Raw genomic sequence first — 17,898 nt, forward strand, 5'->3', positions numbered from 1 at the left:
TACATAAAGGAGGGATCTTAACATCCAATAACACTCTACGTTTTTAGATTGATAGTTACAAAAAGATGGTCTATGATTTTGGAAATAAATACAAAAGACGTAATTCCTAATGCGGAATGGAATAATGGACATTAGCACCCCTCACTGGTGAACAACCCTAGGATTACCCCTATTCTACAAGAACCTAATTAATTTTTATTACATTATGGCATTAAAATTTTATTTTATTAAAAATATATAAATTATTGGATGGGCGGGGATATAGTATGGAACAATCATCATTACAAGCTCATGAATCTACTGTATTACACAATAAAGGTAAAGCCGAATTATGGCGCTGGTCTGCAACAGATTTAGCCCATGGAATTCGAACAAGACTTATTTCTTCCCGTGAGGCTGTAGAAAGCTGTTTGGACAGGATTGAGGAAGTAAATCCAGTACTTAATGCCCTAGTAGAAGTACATACGGAAGAGGCACTTGCTGCAGCTGACCAGGCAGATCTTGCTGTAAAAAAAGGAGAACCACTTGGACCTTTACACGGTGTGCCTGTTTCGACAAAAATTAATGTAGACCAAGCTGGTCATGTTACAACAGACGGTGTTGTCGCTTTTAAAGATAATATCGCAGAAAAAGACAGTCCCCCAGTAGCGAACTTACGAAAGGCGGGTGCTGTGATTGTTGGCCGCAGCAATACGCCTGCATTTAGTTTTCGATGGTTTACAAATAATGATTTACATGGAAGAACCCTAAACCCTTGGGATAAGTCACGTACACCTGGTGGTTCAAGCGGAGGGGCAGCTACAGCTATCGCATCTGGAATGATGCCAATTGGGCATGGAAATGATATTGGCGGTTCTGTTCGTCATCCAGCATATGCCTGTGGAATTACTGGAATCCGTCCTACAATGGGAAGAATACCTGGCTGGTCTGGTCCTCCAAGTGGCGATCAGGCACCTTCTACCCAATTAATGGCAACAGATGGACCTCTTGCACGAAGCGTTGCAGATCTTCGTCTTGCCCTTACAAGCATGAGTGAATTTGATCCACGTGATCCACTCCATTCTTCGGTTCCATTATTGGGAGAACCTCTTCAAAAGCCAATTCGAGTTGGTCTTTTACGTGATGTAGGTGTTTCCACTCCATCATCAGCTGTCAATCAGGCTTTGACTGATGCAGCTAATCAGTTGACGGAAGCTGGTTATGTTGTCGAAGAAGTAAACCTTCCTCTATTTGCTGAGGCATATAGACTTTGGTATTTGTTAGTGCTGGAGGATTTCAGAACTAATATCTCACTTGTAGAGCAGTATGGAGACGAAGGAATGAAAAAGGCAGCTTTTAATTATTTTGCTAACGCAAAAGAATGGTGGGGAGAAGAACCTGGACTATCCGATTATATTAAGGGCTACGCTCGTCGAGGAACATTAATTGTTCAACTTCAAGAGTTTTTGCAAAAATATCCACTGCTGCTCATGCCTGTCTCTTCTGAACAGGCTTTTGAACAAGATGCTGATATACAAAGTGTTGAAAGCATGAGGCGCTGTATGGATGCACAATGGTCTATGATGGCAATCCCAGTGCTCGGATTTCCAGCTATCTCGGTTCCAACTGCTGTTGTAAATGGTCTACCAGTTGGCGTTCAGCTATTAGGAAGGCGTTTCCGAGAAGATACTTTATTTGATGCAGCTGAGGTAATTGAAGCCCATGCACAAATCGAAACACCTATTGAACCAAGATAGTAGTTTATTATAAAACCTATTTCTTTAGTCTATGTAGAAATTTCCCACAGCTATTATCGCCGTGGGATTTCTTGTGTATTCCAAGTAATCACTCAACCTCATGTGCACTATTCCTTCTTTTCCACTAGTTTCGATAGAATCTCTTCGCAAATTTCATGGGTTTCGAGTGCATCCCATGCTGAGATTGAAGGTTCTGAATTTGTTCTAACGGCCTGAATAAAATCTTTCACCATTTGCTCAAACCCTCTTTTAACCAAAGTTGGTTCCCAATCACTGCTCCGAACCTCACTATTTTCCATCCCTTTCGAAATGACTAAGTTCGATACGTTTGTGACCGTCCGCTTCTCCAACGGACCCATAACTTGAGCCATTTCCTCAGTTGTTCCATTATCCCTATTCATGATGCCGATCGCCGTGCCAGCTTGTGAAATAAATTGAATCACAACATGGTATAAGGCGCCATTTTCCATACGTCCGTTCACGATGATATCCTTAATCGGGTGAGGAAACAAATACCTCATCGTATCCACAACATGGATATAATCATCAAAAATAAATGTCCTAGGCTCTCCAGGAAGATTATTGCGGTTCTTCTGGATAACCACCATATTTGGCTGTGCAACTTCCCTCAAACTTACATATGAAGGGGCAAATCTACGGTTAAATCCCGCCATCAGAATAAGACCTCGGTCCTCCGCTAGTTCAACAAGCCTTTTGGCACCTTCATAATTGTCCGTAATGGGCTTGTCCACAAACACATTAATTCCGCGATGGAGAAGCCATTCAACTATCTCTTCATGCGAGGATGTTGACGAATGGACGAATGCACCCGTAATACCACTATCAACCAAAGATTCGAGGTCGGAGTGAATATGTTCAAACCGATACTGGGTAGCAATTGTTCGTAACTTTTCTTGGTTTCTTGTGTAAAAGTGAAACTCTATCTCTTTTAATCCACTATAAACTGGTAGGTAGGCTTTTTGTGCAATGTCTCCAAGTCCAATAACCCCAATTTTCATCATTATATATCCCCCACTTTTCTATTCAATCTTCCGCTATTTTTATAAAAAAGGTAAGACTTTCGTACTGAAATCAGCATAGGTGTCTAGGTGAAAGTCCGCCTCAATATCCGGATTTTCAAAGGCAACGGTCTTGATACCTAATTCTCTAGCTGGTATTAAATCTAACTCACGGTCGCCAATCACCAAATCAATTGGATAGTCCTTGATCACATGTTGATATGATGCTGCATGTGGTTTTCGGGTAAAGCCTTCTTCCTCGACTGACACAATTACCTTAAAGTAATGCAATAACTTAAATTTTTCCAGAAGTAACAAAGTGGACTCCTTATCACGATGCGTGACGATAAAATTGTCATCAGCCACCTGTAAAACCTCTTCTAAATGCTCAAATGGCTGGCTGTTAAAGGAATACTGATTATATAGTTTGATGTATTCCTTACGCTGACTTTCCTCAATTCCATAATGCTGAAAGGCTACTTTCGAGTTGACCTTGAGCCACTTCAGAACTTCGTTTGGCTCCAAATCCTTGCCACTTAAATGGATAAATCCTTTGACAAGGGCTGGATACGTATTAAACAATGTTCCGTCAAAATCCCATAGAATATTCATGTAAATCCCTCTTCTCTATTCCATAATACCTCTCATTATAGAAATGATACTGCTGAAAATAAAGTTTTTATGATTAATGCGGCTGTCCAAATGGTGATATAAAGTCAAAGCGACCTGAAATATGGTATTAAACCTCTGTCGTCTAGAAAAGCAGAAAGCCCGCTGGACTCGGCTTGATTTGCCGAGCCTGCGGGCTCTCTATCTTCGTAATACATAACAACCACTAACAGACGTCACCCCATAACAATGGGCCTACTCACGGGATTTTCCCTTACCCTTTTTACCTGCCTTACCGAGTTTGAAATTTAAGGGTACATCCTTCTCCAGTGGCGTATCTGCCGAGGAACCACCGACATGCACGCGGTATTTTCCGTCAGCGGTAGCCCACTCGCCATCAGCCCAATTCGCCAGATTGTCCGGTTCTTTCGGAATGAAATAGGAGAACGGGTGGTTAGAGTCAGCCAAGTTAATCCGTAGAGTCACTCGCTTGCTCTCACCAGGCTTAAGATCAACCTTCTCGAAGTTGACGAGTCGTTTGGACGGCTGCCCCGCCTCCTTCGGTAGGGTCAGATAGACCTGTGCCGCTTCTTTGCCGGCAACTTTACCGGTATTTGTAACAGTGAAGGATACGTCAATACCAGACAACGAGCCTTTGCTGCCGCGGATCCTCATCACCTTAAGGTCGCCATACTTAAAGGTCGTGTACGACAGGCCATACCCGAATGGAAAGACTGGCTTCACGTTGTTGGCCTCGTACCAGCGGTAGCCCATCTCCAGGCCCTCTGTATACTGGGCAATTAACTGGTCGGAACCGTTACCGTACGGACCAGGTCCTCCTGGCTTGCCAGTGTCCTGGCGGGTTCCAGGGTACTGCTTCTCGGTCGCGAAGGCGGCCTCACGCTCAGTGGCACCGAACGTCATAGGCAACTTGCCGGACGGATTGACCTTACCGTAGAGCAGATTGGCGACAGCATTGCCATCCTCCATACCTGGGTACCAAGCTTCGAGAACTGCAGGGACCTTATCCAGCCACGGCATGAGCACCGTACCAGAAGTTTTCAGGACTACAACCGTGTTCTTTGCATTAGCTTTCAGAACCGCGTCAATCATCGGCTCCTGCTCCACCCAGTCCACTCGATCCGGGTTCTTATCGAGGTCGATACGCGGGAAGCCGAGTGTCTCACGGTCCTTGGTCTCATGCGGGTTGTCGCCAATCATGAGAAGCACGACGTCAGACTCGGCGGCCAATTTTGCAGCTGCCTCTGGGTCACGACCATCGTTGTAAGTCACCTTGGTGTTGTAACCCCGCTCCTTGATGACATTTTCTAGACCCTGTTTTGGTGTGACCGTATAAGAGGTCACAACGTTCTCGTTGTTGTCCCGAACGGAGCGCGGGGACATTTTGGCAATACCAGCGAACCACTCGACGCCAATCAACGCGATTGACTTCGGCTTTCCGTTCAGTGGCAGGAAGCCGCGATTGTTTTTCAATAGTACGGAACCTTCCTCTGCCATCTTCCGTGCGCTAGCGCCGTTGACATTCAGATCGACAATCTCTGGCATGAACTTATTGAAGGGCTTATCCATTTGGCCGTACTCAATCATCTTGATATACCGCGGACGAAGTAGATTGTCAATGTCAGCCTCGGTCACCTGACCCGAGTCGATGGCCTTCTTGATATTCTCTTGAGTGTAGTACTGCGGAGCCCAGTCGAGCTCGACATCCGTCCCCGCCTTGATGGCAGCAACCGTGTCGTGAATCGCGCGACGGTCACTCATAACCCAACCATTGAAGCCCCAGTTCCTCCTTAAGGCATCTTGGAGCAATTCAGAACTGTCACAGGCATAGGTGCCGTTGACATCAGGGAACGAGCACATTACAGAGGCTGGGTTAGCATTCTTGACAGTCATCTCAAATGGCAGCATGTATAACTCATTCATCGCCTTTGAGGGAACCTGAACACCCATCGTCCATCGCTCGGTTTCCTGCTCGTTGCCAGCTAGGTGCTTGAGTTGGGCTTGGACTCCTTGTTTTTGGATGCCCTTGACCTGCTCGGTCGCCAGCGTACCCGTCAGATACGGATCCTCACTGAAGTACTCATAGTTCCGGCCACCGTACGGGTGTCGCACGAGGTTCATGCCTGGTCCAAGCATCACTTGGTGCGCGAAGGCACGTGTCTCCTCACCGAGGATTCGGCCTGCCTCATAGTTCAGCCCACGGTTGAAGGTGGCGGCCATAGACTCGGTGGACGGCAGGCCTGTCGCCACTGGGTCATTGCCACATGATCCGCCCTTCACACCCGTACCACCGTTTGTCATGCGGACTGTGGGGATACCCAGTTCCTCGATTCCATGAATTTGCCTTCCGGTGTCCTGCCACTCACACCCGGGCAGGGTACCCTCAGGCGGGAATACGCCGTTCATGTACTTGTTTTTACCTCCCCTTTTTATAACGACCGGCTCACCGGTGTTGTTCTCATTGAAGCGCGAGATGGCGATTTGCTGAATCTTCTGTTCCAACGTCATCGCATTGAGAAGCAGCTCGGTTCGCTCCTTTGCAGATAGCTTGGTGTTCATCCAGGGCTTGGTCCCAACGTTCTCCGCATTAACAGGAATTTCTAACATAGACATGAAGATCATTGCTGCAAAAAAAATTGACATAGTTCGTCTTATCATTTTAATATCTCCCTTATTTTCTATGTAGTAGATTAGTTTTGAAATCATTCGTTTACATCTTAATCTCTCCTTTACTCTCTATGTTGTCTAGTATTGAAATCATTCGTTTAACAACTCAATCTCTCCCTTGCTCTTTATGTTGTCTATAAGTTATTGAAATCATTCGTTTAACCTCTTAAAGCTCCCTTTCTAACTATTGTCTAGTAGTCTAATGAACGTTAATTAAAGAACCGTAAAAAAACACGCAATTAAGAAAAAATAAAACCCCGAATTCACAGAAAATTTTTGTGCGAATTCAGGGTTTTATAATTTTGGTGTTACAATTTCTACCTTTGAGATCGATTCAACTTGGCTTGAGTGGTGGTCGCAGACATATTGATATAGCAGTGTTTACCGATAACTAAAATAGGAACTCTAAGAAGAAATAAAATTAAGCTGCAGTTGGATACAAAATACTCATATTTTTATCCACTAAAAAAACGAGAAAATGTATTCTCGTTTTTTCCAAGATCATAACCATTCACCATATTTTGGTAGACTGTCGTTTTGTGTATACTCATCTGTTTTTCGTAATAGCTCCACAATGGTTGGCATATCTAATTTCTCAATAAATTCTTCAATTGCAAGAACACCTGATTGAGCTAATTCTTCACGATGATTTTCAGATGTAATAAGAGGTGTTGGTAGATGATCAGAAGCTTTATCAAAGTATGAACCAATTGCCCCTGACTGCAATGCATATTTTCCAAGTGCATTGCCTGGGTTTTTACTCATGCCGTTTATCATACTTTGTACATCATATGTCACTGAGTTAGATTCAGGAACATTCATCGGAACGTCTTCCAATCTACCAAGGATTTTGTAAGCTCCAATACTAATATCATTGAATTTCTCCATAAATGAAAAGCTTAAATCTTTAACACTATCAGTTGCTTTCACCATGTCGATATAAAGAATGGGTACTTTTGTTTCATCAAAGAAGTCACGAATCATTCCACTTACGGTTAGATAAGCAGGGCCATGACATGTTACATATACCTGTCTTCGAAAACCTTGTTTTAAGAGTGACTTAGCTATTGTTTCTAAATATCTCATACCTTCTTTGACGCTAATATTAACTGTTCCACGAGCCATCGCTGTTCCACCAGCGAAAAAATATGGAAGGTTGTGAAGAACGAGACCGTTTGTTGCCTCTGCCATTTTTAACGCCAGCGCTTCAGCAATAACCGTTTCAGTATCAAGCGGCAATGCTCCATGTGTTTCTGTTACACCCACAGGTACAAAAATCAGATCATTCTGTTGTAGGTATTCTTCAACTTCCGCATTTGTGCATTTAGATAGGAACCGAGTTCTCATCGAATAGCATCCCCTTTTACTTAGTTATATAAATAAGTTATCAAGATCAACTTCATTGTCATATTTAATTAGTTTTGTGCTCTTCTTTCTTTTAAAGTCGTATACATTTCTTGAGCCTTCGTGCTATTCAAGTTAAAAATCAACGCAATCCCGATAATCATTAAGAGAAAAGATAAAATTGGTAATCCATTATACATACGTAAAACACCCTCTGCCACTTCTTGGCTTTGAGAAGTTTGTCCAGACACAAATCCTACCCAACCTAAAGCATAACTACCAAGTGCAGAACCAACACCCATACCCACTTTACGTGAGAAAGAATAAATGGAATAAAGTGTTCCGTCATAGCGTTTACCCGTTTGAAGTTCTGTAAAATCTAAACAATCTGTAACAAGTGCCCATACAATCATAACAAAAACCATATTTGCGATTGTTGCGATATTATAAGCTACTATATAAACGTAAACGTTCTCAATGATAAAAATGGTTAACAGTGTAGAAGCTATTAAACTAAAGCTTGCAGTACTAATGACCATATTACGTTTACCAAACTTTTTAACTAGTGTTGGGACAAAAATGAACAATACCAGTGTAACTCCCATTTGTAAGAATGAGTTAATCGCAAATGCACTTGGCTTGTTGTAGTATTCTGAGAACACAATTGCAGCTAATTGCTGAACACCATTAATCATAATTAATGAACCAACGCTTGCTACCATCATTCCTAATAACTGGCGATTCTTAAAAGCAGCTTTCAAAGCTTCTGAAAATTTATAATCAGGTTTTGTTCCTACTGGTCTATCATCACGAATACGTTCTGTTGTTAGTTTAACAAGTCCTGTATATGCTAGCACAGAAAGAATACTGAATACGATCGAAATGTAGAAAAACATCTCAGGTACTAGATTCCCAGATTTATCATAGATAAACATAGGGACAAAAGATAAAAATCCAATTCCAACTACCATTCCACCAATAGAACGAGCACGTGATAATTTCGTACGTTCAATTGGATCATCTGTAATAACAGCTGCTAATGAACCATAAGGAATTGAATCAGCTGTGTATGCGATTCCATAGAATAGATAAACAAATACAACCCATACATGAGTAGCTGTTGATGACCAACTTGAGACATCAGCAAATGTAATTAAGATGGATGCTGCAAGTAACCACTTAGAAATATTAATATATGGTAAAAATTTATCTCCACTCTTACCTAATCTCCATCTATCTGGAATACTTCCCATCAAAACATCTGTTACTGCATCAAATATCCTTGCAACTAAAAACAATGTTCCCATGAAATATGGACTTACTCCAAGTACGGAGGTGCTGAATAAAAGGAAAAACGCTCCAATGTAAAGGTTTGCAAATCCTCCACCAACATCCCCTAACATGTATCCAAATTGATCACGGAAACCAAATTTTCTAACCTGTTTCTTTTCCATGTTGAAACCCCCAATTGTAAATAAAATAGATTTTGAATTAAATTCAAATTAACTAAACTTCCAAAGAGTTGATACATTTCATTATATTTGTTTACTATACTAACTAATAACGTAAATATTTATTTACTTTCTTTTATCAGCCTCTTTCCTTAAATTTTGAAAGCGTTTCATTTTCATCTAATATAATTTTAGCGCAAAATACCGAACTACTTTTTCAATAAAATAGCTTCATTTTGCACTAAAATTGCATAATATAAAAAAGCTTTTAATCAAACCTTATCAAGTTGATTAAAAGCTCTACTTACTATTATTTCGTTTATATTCCTTTGGGGTTACGCCTACTTCCTCTTTAAAAACACGGGAAAAGTATTGTTGATTTTTAAAACCTACAATAAAGCTGATTTCTATTAAAGAAAGATTAGAATTAGTTAATAGATCCTTTGCTTCCTGAATCCTTATCAAATTTCGAAAATGACTGATTGTCATTCCTTTTTCTTTTTTGAAAGTGCGCATTAGGTGGGAAGGATGAACATGTAACTTACGTGATATTTCCTCAATAGATATGTCCTCTGAAAAGTTCATCATAATAAAATGCTCAACTTTTTCAGCAATTGTTGCTTTTTCAAGTGTTATTAAGCGAATAGAAGGATCTGAGTACTCCTCTAACATTCTCTTATGTATTTCTTCCAATTCCGATATTGATTTGCCATTCTCAACCATAATCGCGTATTTTTCAGAAAGGTAATGACATTGCCATGCACTTAAGCCACCTTTCTCCGCTGAATAACTGTAAAGCGTATTATGCGATAGTAATATGTTTTTTAATGCACGTAATTCATTCCTAGGAACTCTTTTAATAATATCTAAAGTGTCTGTGTCTCCTCTTAGAAACTCATTCATTACACTTATATATTGGGCAACAAATTTCTGATCTGCTTTTCGAATGGATTGTAATAATTCTTCCCGAATTTTGTGTGCTGATTCGATTAATTCATGCTTTGTATTATTTTTCATTACATCACTTTTTATTTGAACTTCCTGACCTTCCATGTTCATTTTCCCATCACCTCACTTCAAATGGGGTAGTTGCTTGAATCATAATTAATAATCTCAAGAACCCCTATTAAAATGTTGATGTTGAAACATACACATTCTTATTGCATTATGATATTCACCGTCAACAAAAAACTCATCGATTAGTTCTCCTTCAAACTGAAAACCTAACGTTTTATATATATGAATGGCTTTTTCATTTGTTTTATCCACGATTAAATATAATTTGTACATATTTAATACAGAAAACGCATAATCCATTGCGAGATATGTTGCAGACTTCGCATATCCATTTCCTTGATGATTCGGATCAATAATAATTTGGAATTCTGCCCTACGGTGAATATAATCAATCTCTACTAATTCAACCAATCCCACCATTTCATCGCCTTTTTGGACAATAAATCTTCTTTCACCCTGATCATGAATATGTTTATCATACAAGTCCTGTAATTCAACAAATGACTCATATGGCTCCTCAAACCAATAAGACATGATGTTTGCATTAATATTTAATTTGTGGACAAATCCTAAGTCAACTCGTTCTAATGGCCTTAATTTTACATCGTTCATTCCTTTTCATCCTCCGAATCCTGCGTAAACCCTTCTTAAAATAAAGTTTTTCCTTTTCTCCTGCTTTTTGTCCACTTTTTCTAAAAAAAAGCAACTACAAAAAAGCAGTAGGTATAGAGATTGTCTATAACAACTGCTTTGATTATACCAACACCAAACACGCTACCACATAAAAAAAACAGACATAGTTCGCATGTTAGTGCTTATTATCTTTGGGATATCGTCTAAATACGCTTTAATGCGCCATTAGGCTTTGGTAACTCTTGCTCGATTATCTGATTCATTTTACAAAAATGTTCAAAAAATTGTTGTGCAAGCTCTCGTTCCTTTGGGTCACTTTTCAACGAAATAATATCAAGCAAAATTTGAGCCATCCATGAATTATCAAAATAACGGTATTTACCTGTATTCCATGTCATTTTGTGGGGGAACTTTTCATTTACATAGTAATCCCAGAAAAGCATCTGATCCGATTCCTGTTCTGTCAGTTGGAGTCTGTATTCTGAATGAGCAGGAATATTTCCATCTTCACAAAGCTTACCGATAAAACCTTCATCCACCATATAAACACCTAAGATACGTCTGTCTTTTTCAGGCATTCCAGGATCAACTGATGTTAACAGAACAGCGCTATTTTGGTGCAAACGGATGGGTTTGTTTGGCTTCCCCTTGTTATTCCCACTCTTGATTTCTCCTGAAAATACCTTCCACTCTAAGAAAGAAGTATTCTGTTCTTCTGGATCACACCAAAAAACCATTTGTGATTCGGGATGAAGTTTATGATTTTTCATAAGTTTTTCATGTTCCAAGCGAAGTTCCAATTTTTTTCGGTAAAGCTTTTTTTCCTCTTCCTTCTTCCATTCTTCCTGCTTTCGTTCCGCTTCCTTTTCTTGTATCATTTTTTCAAGTGAATTAGCAATATTTTTATCATGCAGTTTTAGGTGCTTTTCAAATACATCAGGGAAAACAAACTTTTTATTTTCCGAATCAAAATGTACTTCAATACTAGAATCATTATGATTCACTATACTACCCATGCCAAAACGCTTGTGTGTAACTTTCTTATTGATTAGATTCATTTTCTAGTCCTCCTTGTAGAATAAAAAAACCCGTTACTTTTAGTTAGTAAATGGATCATTTTATTCAACTTACTTACTTTTAAAACTCACACGACTGTTTGAATTTTTCTTCGTTTTTTTAAAAAAGGAGATTGAATTAATAATTGTACAACTATTATAACATTTTTTAAAAAATATCACAATTTTCTTGTTGACAGCATATTTTATTGTGAGGTAAAATGAAATTTTATTCTCTTGAACTATTAAAAGATAACTAAAAAAAGGCCTCCAAAAGTAACGAAACTTTTGAAAAGCCTCTATAAATTCACCACTTGATTACCGGTGTTAATGGAATTATTCTCTGATCACACTAAACTTACCTATCTAGTAATCTCTACTAAATTATTCGTTCATATCAATAAACGACAACCGCATATTTGGTTAAATTATAACTGGCTTCAAATGCACTTGCCTTTACCCAGTATTTTCCGGCTGCTGGGTCTGTCACATGATAATAACCGTCCTTATAACCACTTAATGTCATAACGTGCGCATTATCGATACCTGTTCCCCAAAAATATTGACCATATTGTGGTGAACCCCAATTCATGGTTACATAAACAATCACTGGATTTCCATTGTCTAATTGTTTTTTAAGATTCTCTACTGAACTCCCCGTAATATTGGAAACACTACCATACTTACTTCCCCATTTACTTAATGGAGCCGGATAAATCGATTGATAAACCCCACTTACTACTTTATAAGGTGTTCCACCGAATCCGTTATTTGGATTTCCCTCTTGATCAACGGGCATTTCTTCTAAGAAACTTCCAAGTGTATAATTTTTGGCATATCCTTTGTACTGTAATGCCTGCAATAGGGCAGCCGCTTCACACCCCATAGGAGCATTAGCTAGATACTGATTTAGATAAGGTACTTTTAACTCCACTATTTTTGAAGTGCTGGATGTTGAAGTGCTGTTGGACTTTGCTGAAGATTTATCGGATTTTTGCTCCGTAATACTCTCTTTTTCTCTTTTTTGTTTCTCAGCTTCCGCTTTTGCTTTCGCTATTTCTGCCTCCTCCTGCTCTTTAAGGTGAAGGTCTATTTTTGCTAGCGTTTCAGTTAAATAGTTTTTAGCTTTCTGATTCTTCACCTTTTCTACCTCTAATTTGATCGAATTATACTCTTTTCTTGTTACTCCTTCTGCTACTTTGCCATCTTTATAGATTTCTAACGATTTTGTTACTGTTTCAATTTGATTTATTTGTGTTTCTGCTTCTTTTACTAAATTGTTTATAGTGGTTTTCCATTCATTTACATCCTCTGCTTCATCATCAACAACCACCATGTTTTTAATCTCTATTACTTTTTCTGCATTTAAATCATCAGCAATGACTAGGTTTTGAGAAACTGTATCTCCATTCATTGCTTTTTCTTCTCCACCAAACAAAGAATTAACTTTTTCTTGAATAGAAAATTTGTGATTCATTTCTTCTAGCTCTATCATTAATGACTCTTTCTCCGTATTCATTTTCTCGATTTTAGTCGATAGATTGTTTTCCTTGATATCAAAGTCAAATTTTGGATTTTTAAATGTATTTAATGAACTTTTTACTTCATCAATTTCCTTTTGTGTTAAATCTGCTTTTAAAAAACCAGGCGTATCCGATTTAAGAAGGTCTGCTTGATCTTTGATTAAAGTTAATTCGTTATGTAAATCCGATAAACGATCTTCAGCCTTAGCTATGTTTTGTTTATAATTGTAATGGTCGTATGCAAACACTCCTCCAGAAATAACGAACACAAAGATAATAATCGTTGCTGCGGTTACAATTGGTTTTTTTGGTAGTTTAAAATTCATCTATTATTTTCCCCCTACAAATTTCAGTGCACACAATAATATTTTAAGATAGTTATACATAAACATAGAAACGGCGAAAAATACAGAGTTTATTGGAAATTGACAAAAATAAAATCCCGGATTCCTTTTGTGGAATAACCGGGATTTTTGATTTCCTTAACAAACTTACTAGTAAAGACTTCAAGAACTGGTATTTTTTTACTTAATAGAAAGTCATTCTCTATTATATTCCATATGATTTTCACAAAAAAAGGTCTAGGATCGTACCCTTTTCCCTCTTAGTCTCGTAATACCAAATTCGCAACCGCTTAGTCGCTCTGATGTGAGATACATATCGTAAAAGGTTGCTGGGTGTAAACAGCAACCCTTATCAAATTACTTTACCTTTTTGTACAATTTTTGTTTCTTGCTAATTTCCTCGTAATAATCGTCTTTATCTGTATAATAAATTGTTTCCTTATCACCAAGGCCTAGAACACCGAGCATCGAAAGGCTCTCATAAAACAAATTATGAACCCTCTTTTGCAATTCTTTATTAAAATAGATGAGAACATTCCTGCAAAAAATCACATGAAATTCGTTAAAAGATTGATCTGTAACAAGATTGTGTTGCGCAAATATAACATTTTTAGATAGATGCGAATGGAACTTTACCCCATTATCTGTAACAGTATAGTAATCTGAAAAAGCATGATGTCCCCCAGCTTGCAAGTAATTTTTCGTATACTTTTTCATATTCTCTAATGGATATCTTCCTGATTTTGCAATCTTTAATACATCTGCGTTAATATCTGTCGCATAAATTTTCGTTTTCTCATAGAGCCCTTCTTCAAGAAGAAGGATTGCCATTGAATAAACCTCTTCACCCGTTGAGCATCCTGCATGCCAGATTCGAATGGAAGGGTATGTTCGTAGCAATGGTACAACTTTTTCTCGAAAATCTAAAAAGAATAAAGGATCACGAAACATTTCTGTTACATTGATGGAGAAATCCGATATCAATCTTCGTAAGCAAGCAGGATCATGCAGAATTTTTTCGAGCAATCCTGTTATACTTGATAATTTTTCAGCCTCAACACGATGCTGAATTCTTCTTCTTATCGAATTGTATGCATAGCAACGAAAATCATATCCACACCATTTATAGAGACCCTGTAGCAATAATTCAATTTCCATTTTCTCAAGATCTGAGCTATCCTTTGTTTCAATATTATCTATTTGATCATTTTGATTATTCATAGTTTAAGAGGCCCTTTCCTATTGATATAACCAAACCTTCATTAACGAAATAAGTTGGTCAGGATTTATCGGTTTGACAATATAATCAGATGCCCCTACCTCCATACACTTCTCACGGTCTTCCCTCATTGCCTTTGCAGTCAATGCAATAATCGGCAACGATGTAAATTCGGATAATTTTCTAATTCTTTTAATTGCTTCATAACCATCCATCTCAGGCATCATGATATCCATTAACACAAGGTCAATGTCTGGTTGCTGTTGCAATAATTCGATTCCTTCGATTCCATTTTCAGCAAAGACTACATTCATACCGTATGTTTCAAGAACACTTGAAATCGCATATACGTTTCGGACATCATCATCAACAAGAAGAATTTTCTTTCCAAGAAGTCCTGTATGGTCCTTAACGGAACTAGTTGAAGGTATTTCCGATATTTCTTTAATTGATGAATTGCATTCTAAAAGCAATGAAATCTCTTCCTTCAACCTTTGCGGGGAATGCTCATCCTTAATGATAATTCGATGAACATACTTATTTAAGAAAATTTCCTCTTTTGAAGATAAATCACGTCCTGTATAGACTAAAACTTTAACATCATCATGATGATGGGAACTCTTAATTTTCGCTAATAAATCAAATCCATTCGTATCCTGTAACCCTAAATCTAAAATAATGTAGTCAAAGGAATTGACCTTTAATTCCTCAATTGCTTCGTGCCCTGAAGAAACAGCTTTGATGATGATGTCCATAGAACCTATATATTCCATAAGAGCATTTCGTTGTATGAGATCATCGTCAATAATTAAGAGTCTTTTGATTTGGTTATTTTCATCGACAACCGGAACTTCTTTAGAAACCATTGACGTTTTTTCACTTTTTGGCGATGGTACAATTGACAGTTCAGCTGTTGTGGCAATTTCCTTAATTGCATCGTGCTGATCCGTTCCATGTTGGTATTCCCCTACGATAAATGTAAAGGTACTCCCTTTTCCTTCTTCACTGTGTAATATTATGTTTCCACCTAAAAGAGACGCAATTTCCCTACTTATCGATAATCCTAATCCAGTTCCTCCATATTTGCGGCTAGTTGTACCATCTGCTTGCTGAAATGCTTCAAATATAAGTCCTTGCTTTTCGGCTGGAATTCCAATGCCGCTATCGGTTATAGAAAAAGCAAAATTGGGCTTTCCATTGGTTTTCGGATAAGAGGAAATTTCTAATTTAACTTCTCCTACTTGAGTGAATTTAAAAGCATTTGATAATAAATTTCTTAATACCTGTTGAATCCTTTGTTCATCATTATACAGATAAGAAGGAAGACCTTTCTTCACATCAATCGTAAACTTTAGACCCTTTTCATTTGCGATTGGCCGGAAGCCTCTTTCTGCAAAATCAGCTAAATCCTCAATTGCTACTTGACTCGGATTTACATCCATTTTTCCTGATTCAATCTTTGCTAAGTCCAGGATATCATTAATTAGTGCTAGTAAATCATTACCTGCTGAGTAGATTGTTTTCGAATATTCCACTTGTTTTGCGGATAAGTTACCCTCCGAATTATCCGTTAATAGCTTTGATAAAATGAGTAAGCTATTTAATGGTGTTCTTAGCTCATGAGACATATTTGCAAGAAACTCAGACTTATATTTTGAACTTAAAGCAAGCTGCTTTGCTTGTTCCTCTAGCTCCGCTCTTGCTGCCTCAACCTCTCTATTCGTTTGTTCGAATCTCTTATTTTGATCCGCTAGGCTCTTTGCCTTTTCTTCTAAATCTGCATTTGTTTGTTCAAGCTCCTCTTGTTGAACTTGAAGCTTTTCCTCTGACTGACGAAGGGCTTGTGTTTGTTCCTCAAGCTCTTCATTCGTAGCTCTTAGTTCCTCTTGCTGTGCCTGTAATTCTTCAGATTGTGCTTGAACTTCCTCCATTAAAGCTTGAGATTCCTCAAGTAATGTAGCGAGTCTAATTCTTCCCATCACACTTTCGATGATAATGCCTAGACCATTCATCAATTCTTCAAGAAGGCTCTGTTGAGTATGACTAAATAATTTGAAAGAAGCAATTTCGATTATTGCCTTTACATCCCCCTCAAAAACAATCGGTAGTACGTATATATTTAGAGGTGATGCCTCACCTAAGCCTGAGCTTATTCGTATATAGTCTGAAGGGACATTTGTTAAAATAATCGGAGATTTTTCAAGAGCGGCTTGTCCTATTAATCCCTCTCCTAAACGAATCCGATTTGAAATATTCTTTCGTTCCTTAAAAGCATATGATGCAAGAAGTTTAAAAGAGGCTTGCTCGTCCTCATTTTTTTCCATATCCTTGACGTAAAAAACAGCATGGCTAGATTCTACTAATGGTACCGTCTTAGAGAGAAAAGTTTGTGCTAATGTCTCTAAGTCATTTATACCAGTTAGACTTGTCGTGATTTCTGCAATATTTGATTTTGCCCATGTTAACTCTTGGTCTATTTTCTTTTGTTCTTGTAACGAATCTGTCATTCTATTAAATGAGTTTGCTACTTCATCAATTTCATCATTGGCAATCACTTCAACCTTTGTACTAAGGTTAGCACTGCCATTCGCTACTTGTTTCATAATAGTTGAAACCTTTTTTAACTTTGAAGATAGTGTCCAAATACTCTTTGATAGAAGGCTCATGATTAAAATAACGCTAATAACTAAGATAAGTGAACTGATTATGAGTTCGCGTTGAAACTGGGAAACGATATTGTGTAATGACAATTCCTGTGCTTCTTCTAAAGAATCAGTTATTTCTGAAAGAACCTCAAAAAATTGTTCATGGTGTTCGACTGAACTCTCATCAATTATATCTAGCGCTTCGGCTTTTTTCCCGGAATTCACAAGATTGATTAACTCAGTTTGGTAAGCATTAAAGTCAGCATTTGTATCTTTAAGTTTCTGCACTAGAGTCTTTTGTTCCTCGGTTTCAATATTTTCCTCAAGTAACGAGATATTTTTTAAAATAGAATGATTCAATTCCTGCAATTTTCCTATTTCTTTTTGAATCGTTTCCTCATCATTAAAAAGTACGAGATTCCGTAGGCGGATCCCTTCATCCTTTATTCCACGATGAGTTTCTTCTGCTAGAATTGTTAATTCATAGTTCGACTGTAATGTGGTATTCATTTTATTAAGACTCGAAACTTGAGACAACCCAATCGCAATAAGAACGATGAGAAGAATGGGTAATGTACTAAGCCCTAATAATAATTTTGTTCTAATCTTCATTTA

At 38.1% G+C, this 17,898-nt stretch carries 12 protein-coding genes; 1 reads left to right on the forward strand and 11 read right to left on the reverse strand.

Translation table 11 applies throughout. The features are described 5' to 3' along the window. Positions 1-266: 266 nt before the first annotated feature. Positions 267-1,736: an amidase family protein gene (locus tag ABC371_RS01505; RefSeq protein ID WP_412895247.1), complete on the forward strand. Its 1,470-nt coding sequence runs from the start codon at positions 267-269 to the stop codon at positions 1,734-1,736. 107 nt (positions 1,737-1,843) lie between these two features. Here ABC371_RS01505 and ABC371_RS01510 read toward each other — a convergent pair whose 3' ends face one another. The 11 genes from ABC371_RS01510 to ABC371_RS01560 form a co-directional block, all read right to left on the reverse strand. Continuing rightward, complete coding sequence (locus ABC371_RS01510) at positions 1,844-2,758, reverse strand: Gfo/Idh/MocA family protein (RefSeq protein WP_412895248.1); 915 nt, start codon at positions 2,756-2,758, stop codon at positions 1,844-1,846. A gap of 39 nt (positions 2,759-2,797) precedes the next feature. Then, the gene (locus ABC371_RS01515) at positions 2,798-3,367 is read right to left on the reverse strand and encodes an HAD-IA family hydrolase (RefSeq protein ID WP_412895249.1); all 570 of its coding nucleotides are present in this window, start codon (positions 3,365-3,367) and stop codon (positions 2,798-2,800) included. A 252-nt stretch (positions 3,368-3,619) separates the two neighbouring features. Further along, positions 3,620-6,043, reverse strand: coding sequence for a beta-glucosidase (locus tag ABC371_RS01520; RefSeq protein ID WP_412895250.1), 2,424 nt, complete (start codon positions 6,041-6,043; stop codon positions 3,620-3,622). A 510-nt stretch (positions 6,044-6,553) separates the two neighbouring features. Next, positions 6,554-7,399: a creatininase family protein gene (locus ABC371_RS01525; protein ID WP_412895251.1), complete on the reverse strand. Its 846-nt coding sequence runs from the start codon at positions 7,397-7,399 to the stop codon at positions 6,554-6,556. 68 nt (positions 7,400-7,467) lie between these two features. Then, positions 7,468-8,850 carry an MFS transporter gene (locus ABC371_RS01530; protein ID WP_412895252.1) on the reverse strand — a complete coding sequence of 461 codons (1,383 nt, stop codon included), beginning with the start codon at positions 8,848-8,850 and terminating at the stop codon, positions 7,468-7,470. Positions 8,851-9,147: 297 nt separating this feature from the next. Further along, positions 9,148-9,906, reverse strand: coding sequence for a helix-turn-helix domain-containing protein (locus ABC371_RS01535; protein WP_412895253.1), 759 nt, complete (start codon positions 9,904-9,906; stop codon positions 9,148-9,150). A 54-nt stretch (positions 9,907-9,960) separates the two neighbouring features. Continuing rightward, the gene (gene speG / locus ABC371_RS01540) at positions 9,961-10,476 is read right to left on the reverse strand and encodes a spermidine N1-acetyltransferase (protein WP_309535933.1); all 516 of its coding nucleotides are present in this window, start codon (positions 10,474-10,476) and stop codon (positions 9,961-9,963) included. A gap of 224 nt (positions 10,477-10,700) precedes the next feature. Continuing rightward, positions 10,701-11,555, reverse strand: coding sequence for a malate synthase (locus ABC371_RS01545; protein WP_412895254.1), 855 nt, complete (start codon positions 11,553-11,555; stop codon positions 10,701-10,703). Between the two features lie 394 nt (positions 11,556-11,949). Further along, positions 11,950-13,401, reverse strand: coding sequence for a C39 family peptidase (locus ABC371_RS01550; protein ID WP_412895255.1), 1,452 nt, complete (start codon positions 13,399-13,401; stop codon positions 11,950-11,952). A gap of 375 nt (positions 13,402-13,776) precedes the next feature. Then, positions 13,777-14,640, reverse strand: coding sequence for a CheR family methyltransferase (locus tag ABC371_RS01555; protein WP_412895256.1), 864 nt, complete (start codon positions 14,638-14,640; stop codon positions 13,777-13,779). 18 nt (positions 14,641-14,658) lie between these two features. After that, positions 14,659-17,895, reverse strand: a complete 3,237-nt coding sequence (locus ABC371_RS01560; RefSeq protein ID WP_412895257.1) for a response regulator — start codon at positions 17,893-17,895, stop codon at positions 14,659-14,661. Between the last annotated feature and the right edge of the window lie 3 nt (positions 17,896-17,898).

Origin of the sequence: Bacillus jepli (assembly GCF_047238305.1) — a bacterium.
In the GTDB taxonomy this organism is placed as follows: Bacteria; Bacillota; Bacilli; order Bacillales; family Bacillaceae_L; genus Ferdinandcohnia.

Coding starts and splice junctions, on each gene's coding strand:
- ABC371_RS01505 (WP_412895247.1), top strand. CDS start 267: ATGGAACAATCATCATTACAAGCTCATGAATCTACTGTATTACACAAT.
- ABC371_RS01510 (WP_412895248.1), bottom strand. CDS start 2,758: ATGATGAAAATTGGGGTTATTGGACTTGGAGACATTGCACAAAAAGCC.
- ABC371_RS01515 (WP_412895249.1), bottom strand. CDS start 3,367: ATGAATATTCTATGGGATTTTGACGGAACATTGTTTAATACGTATCCA.
- ABC371_RS01520 (WP_412895250.1), bottom strand. CDS start 6,043: ATGATAAGACGAACTATGTCAATTTTTTTTGCAGCAATGATCTTCATG.
- ABC371_RS01525 (WP_412895251.1), bottom strand. CDS start 7,399: ATGAGAACTCGGTTCCTATCTAAATGCACAAATGCGGAAGTTGAAGAA.
- ABC371_RS01530 (WP_412895252.1), bottom strand. CDS start 8,850: ATGGAAAAGAAACAGGTTAGAAAATTTGGTTTCCGTGATCAATTTGGA.
- ABC371_RS01535 (WP_412895253.1), bottom strand. CDS start 9,906: ATGAACATGGAAGGTCAGGAAGTTCAAATAAAAAGTGATGTAATGAAA.
- speG (WP_309535933.1), bottom strand. CDS start 10,476: ATGAACGATGTAAAATTAAGGCCATTAGAACGAGTTGACTTAGGATTT.
- ABC371_RS01545 (WP_412895254.1), bottom strand. CDS start 11,555: ATGAATCTAATCAATAAGAAAGTTACACACAAGCGTTTTGGCATGGGT.
- ABC371_RS01550 (WP_412895255.1), bottom strand. CDS start 13,401: ATGAATTTTAAACTACCAAAAAAACCAATTGTAACCGCAGCAACGATT.
- ABC371_RS01555 (WP_412895256.1), bottom strand. CDS start 14,640: ATGAATAATCAAAATGATCAAATAGATAATATTGAAACAAAGGATAGC.
- ABC371_RS01560 (WP_412895257.1), bottom strand. CDS start 17,895: ATGAAGATTAGAACAAAATTATTATTAGGGCTTAGTACATTACCCATT.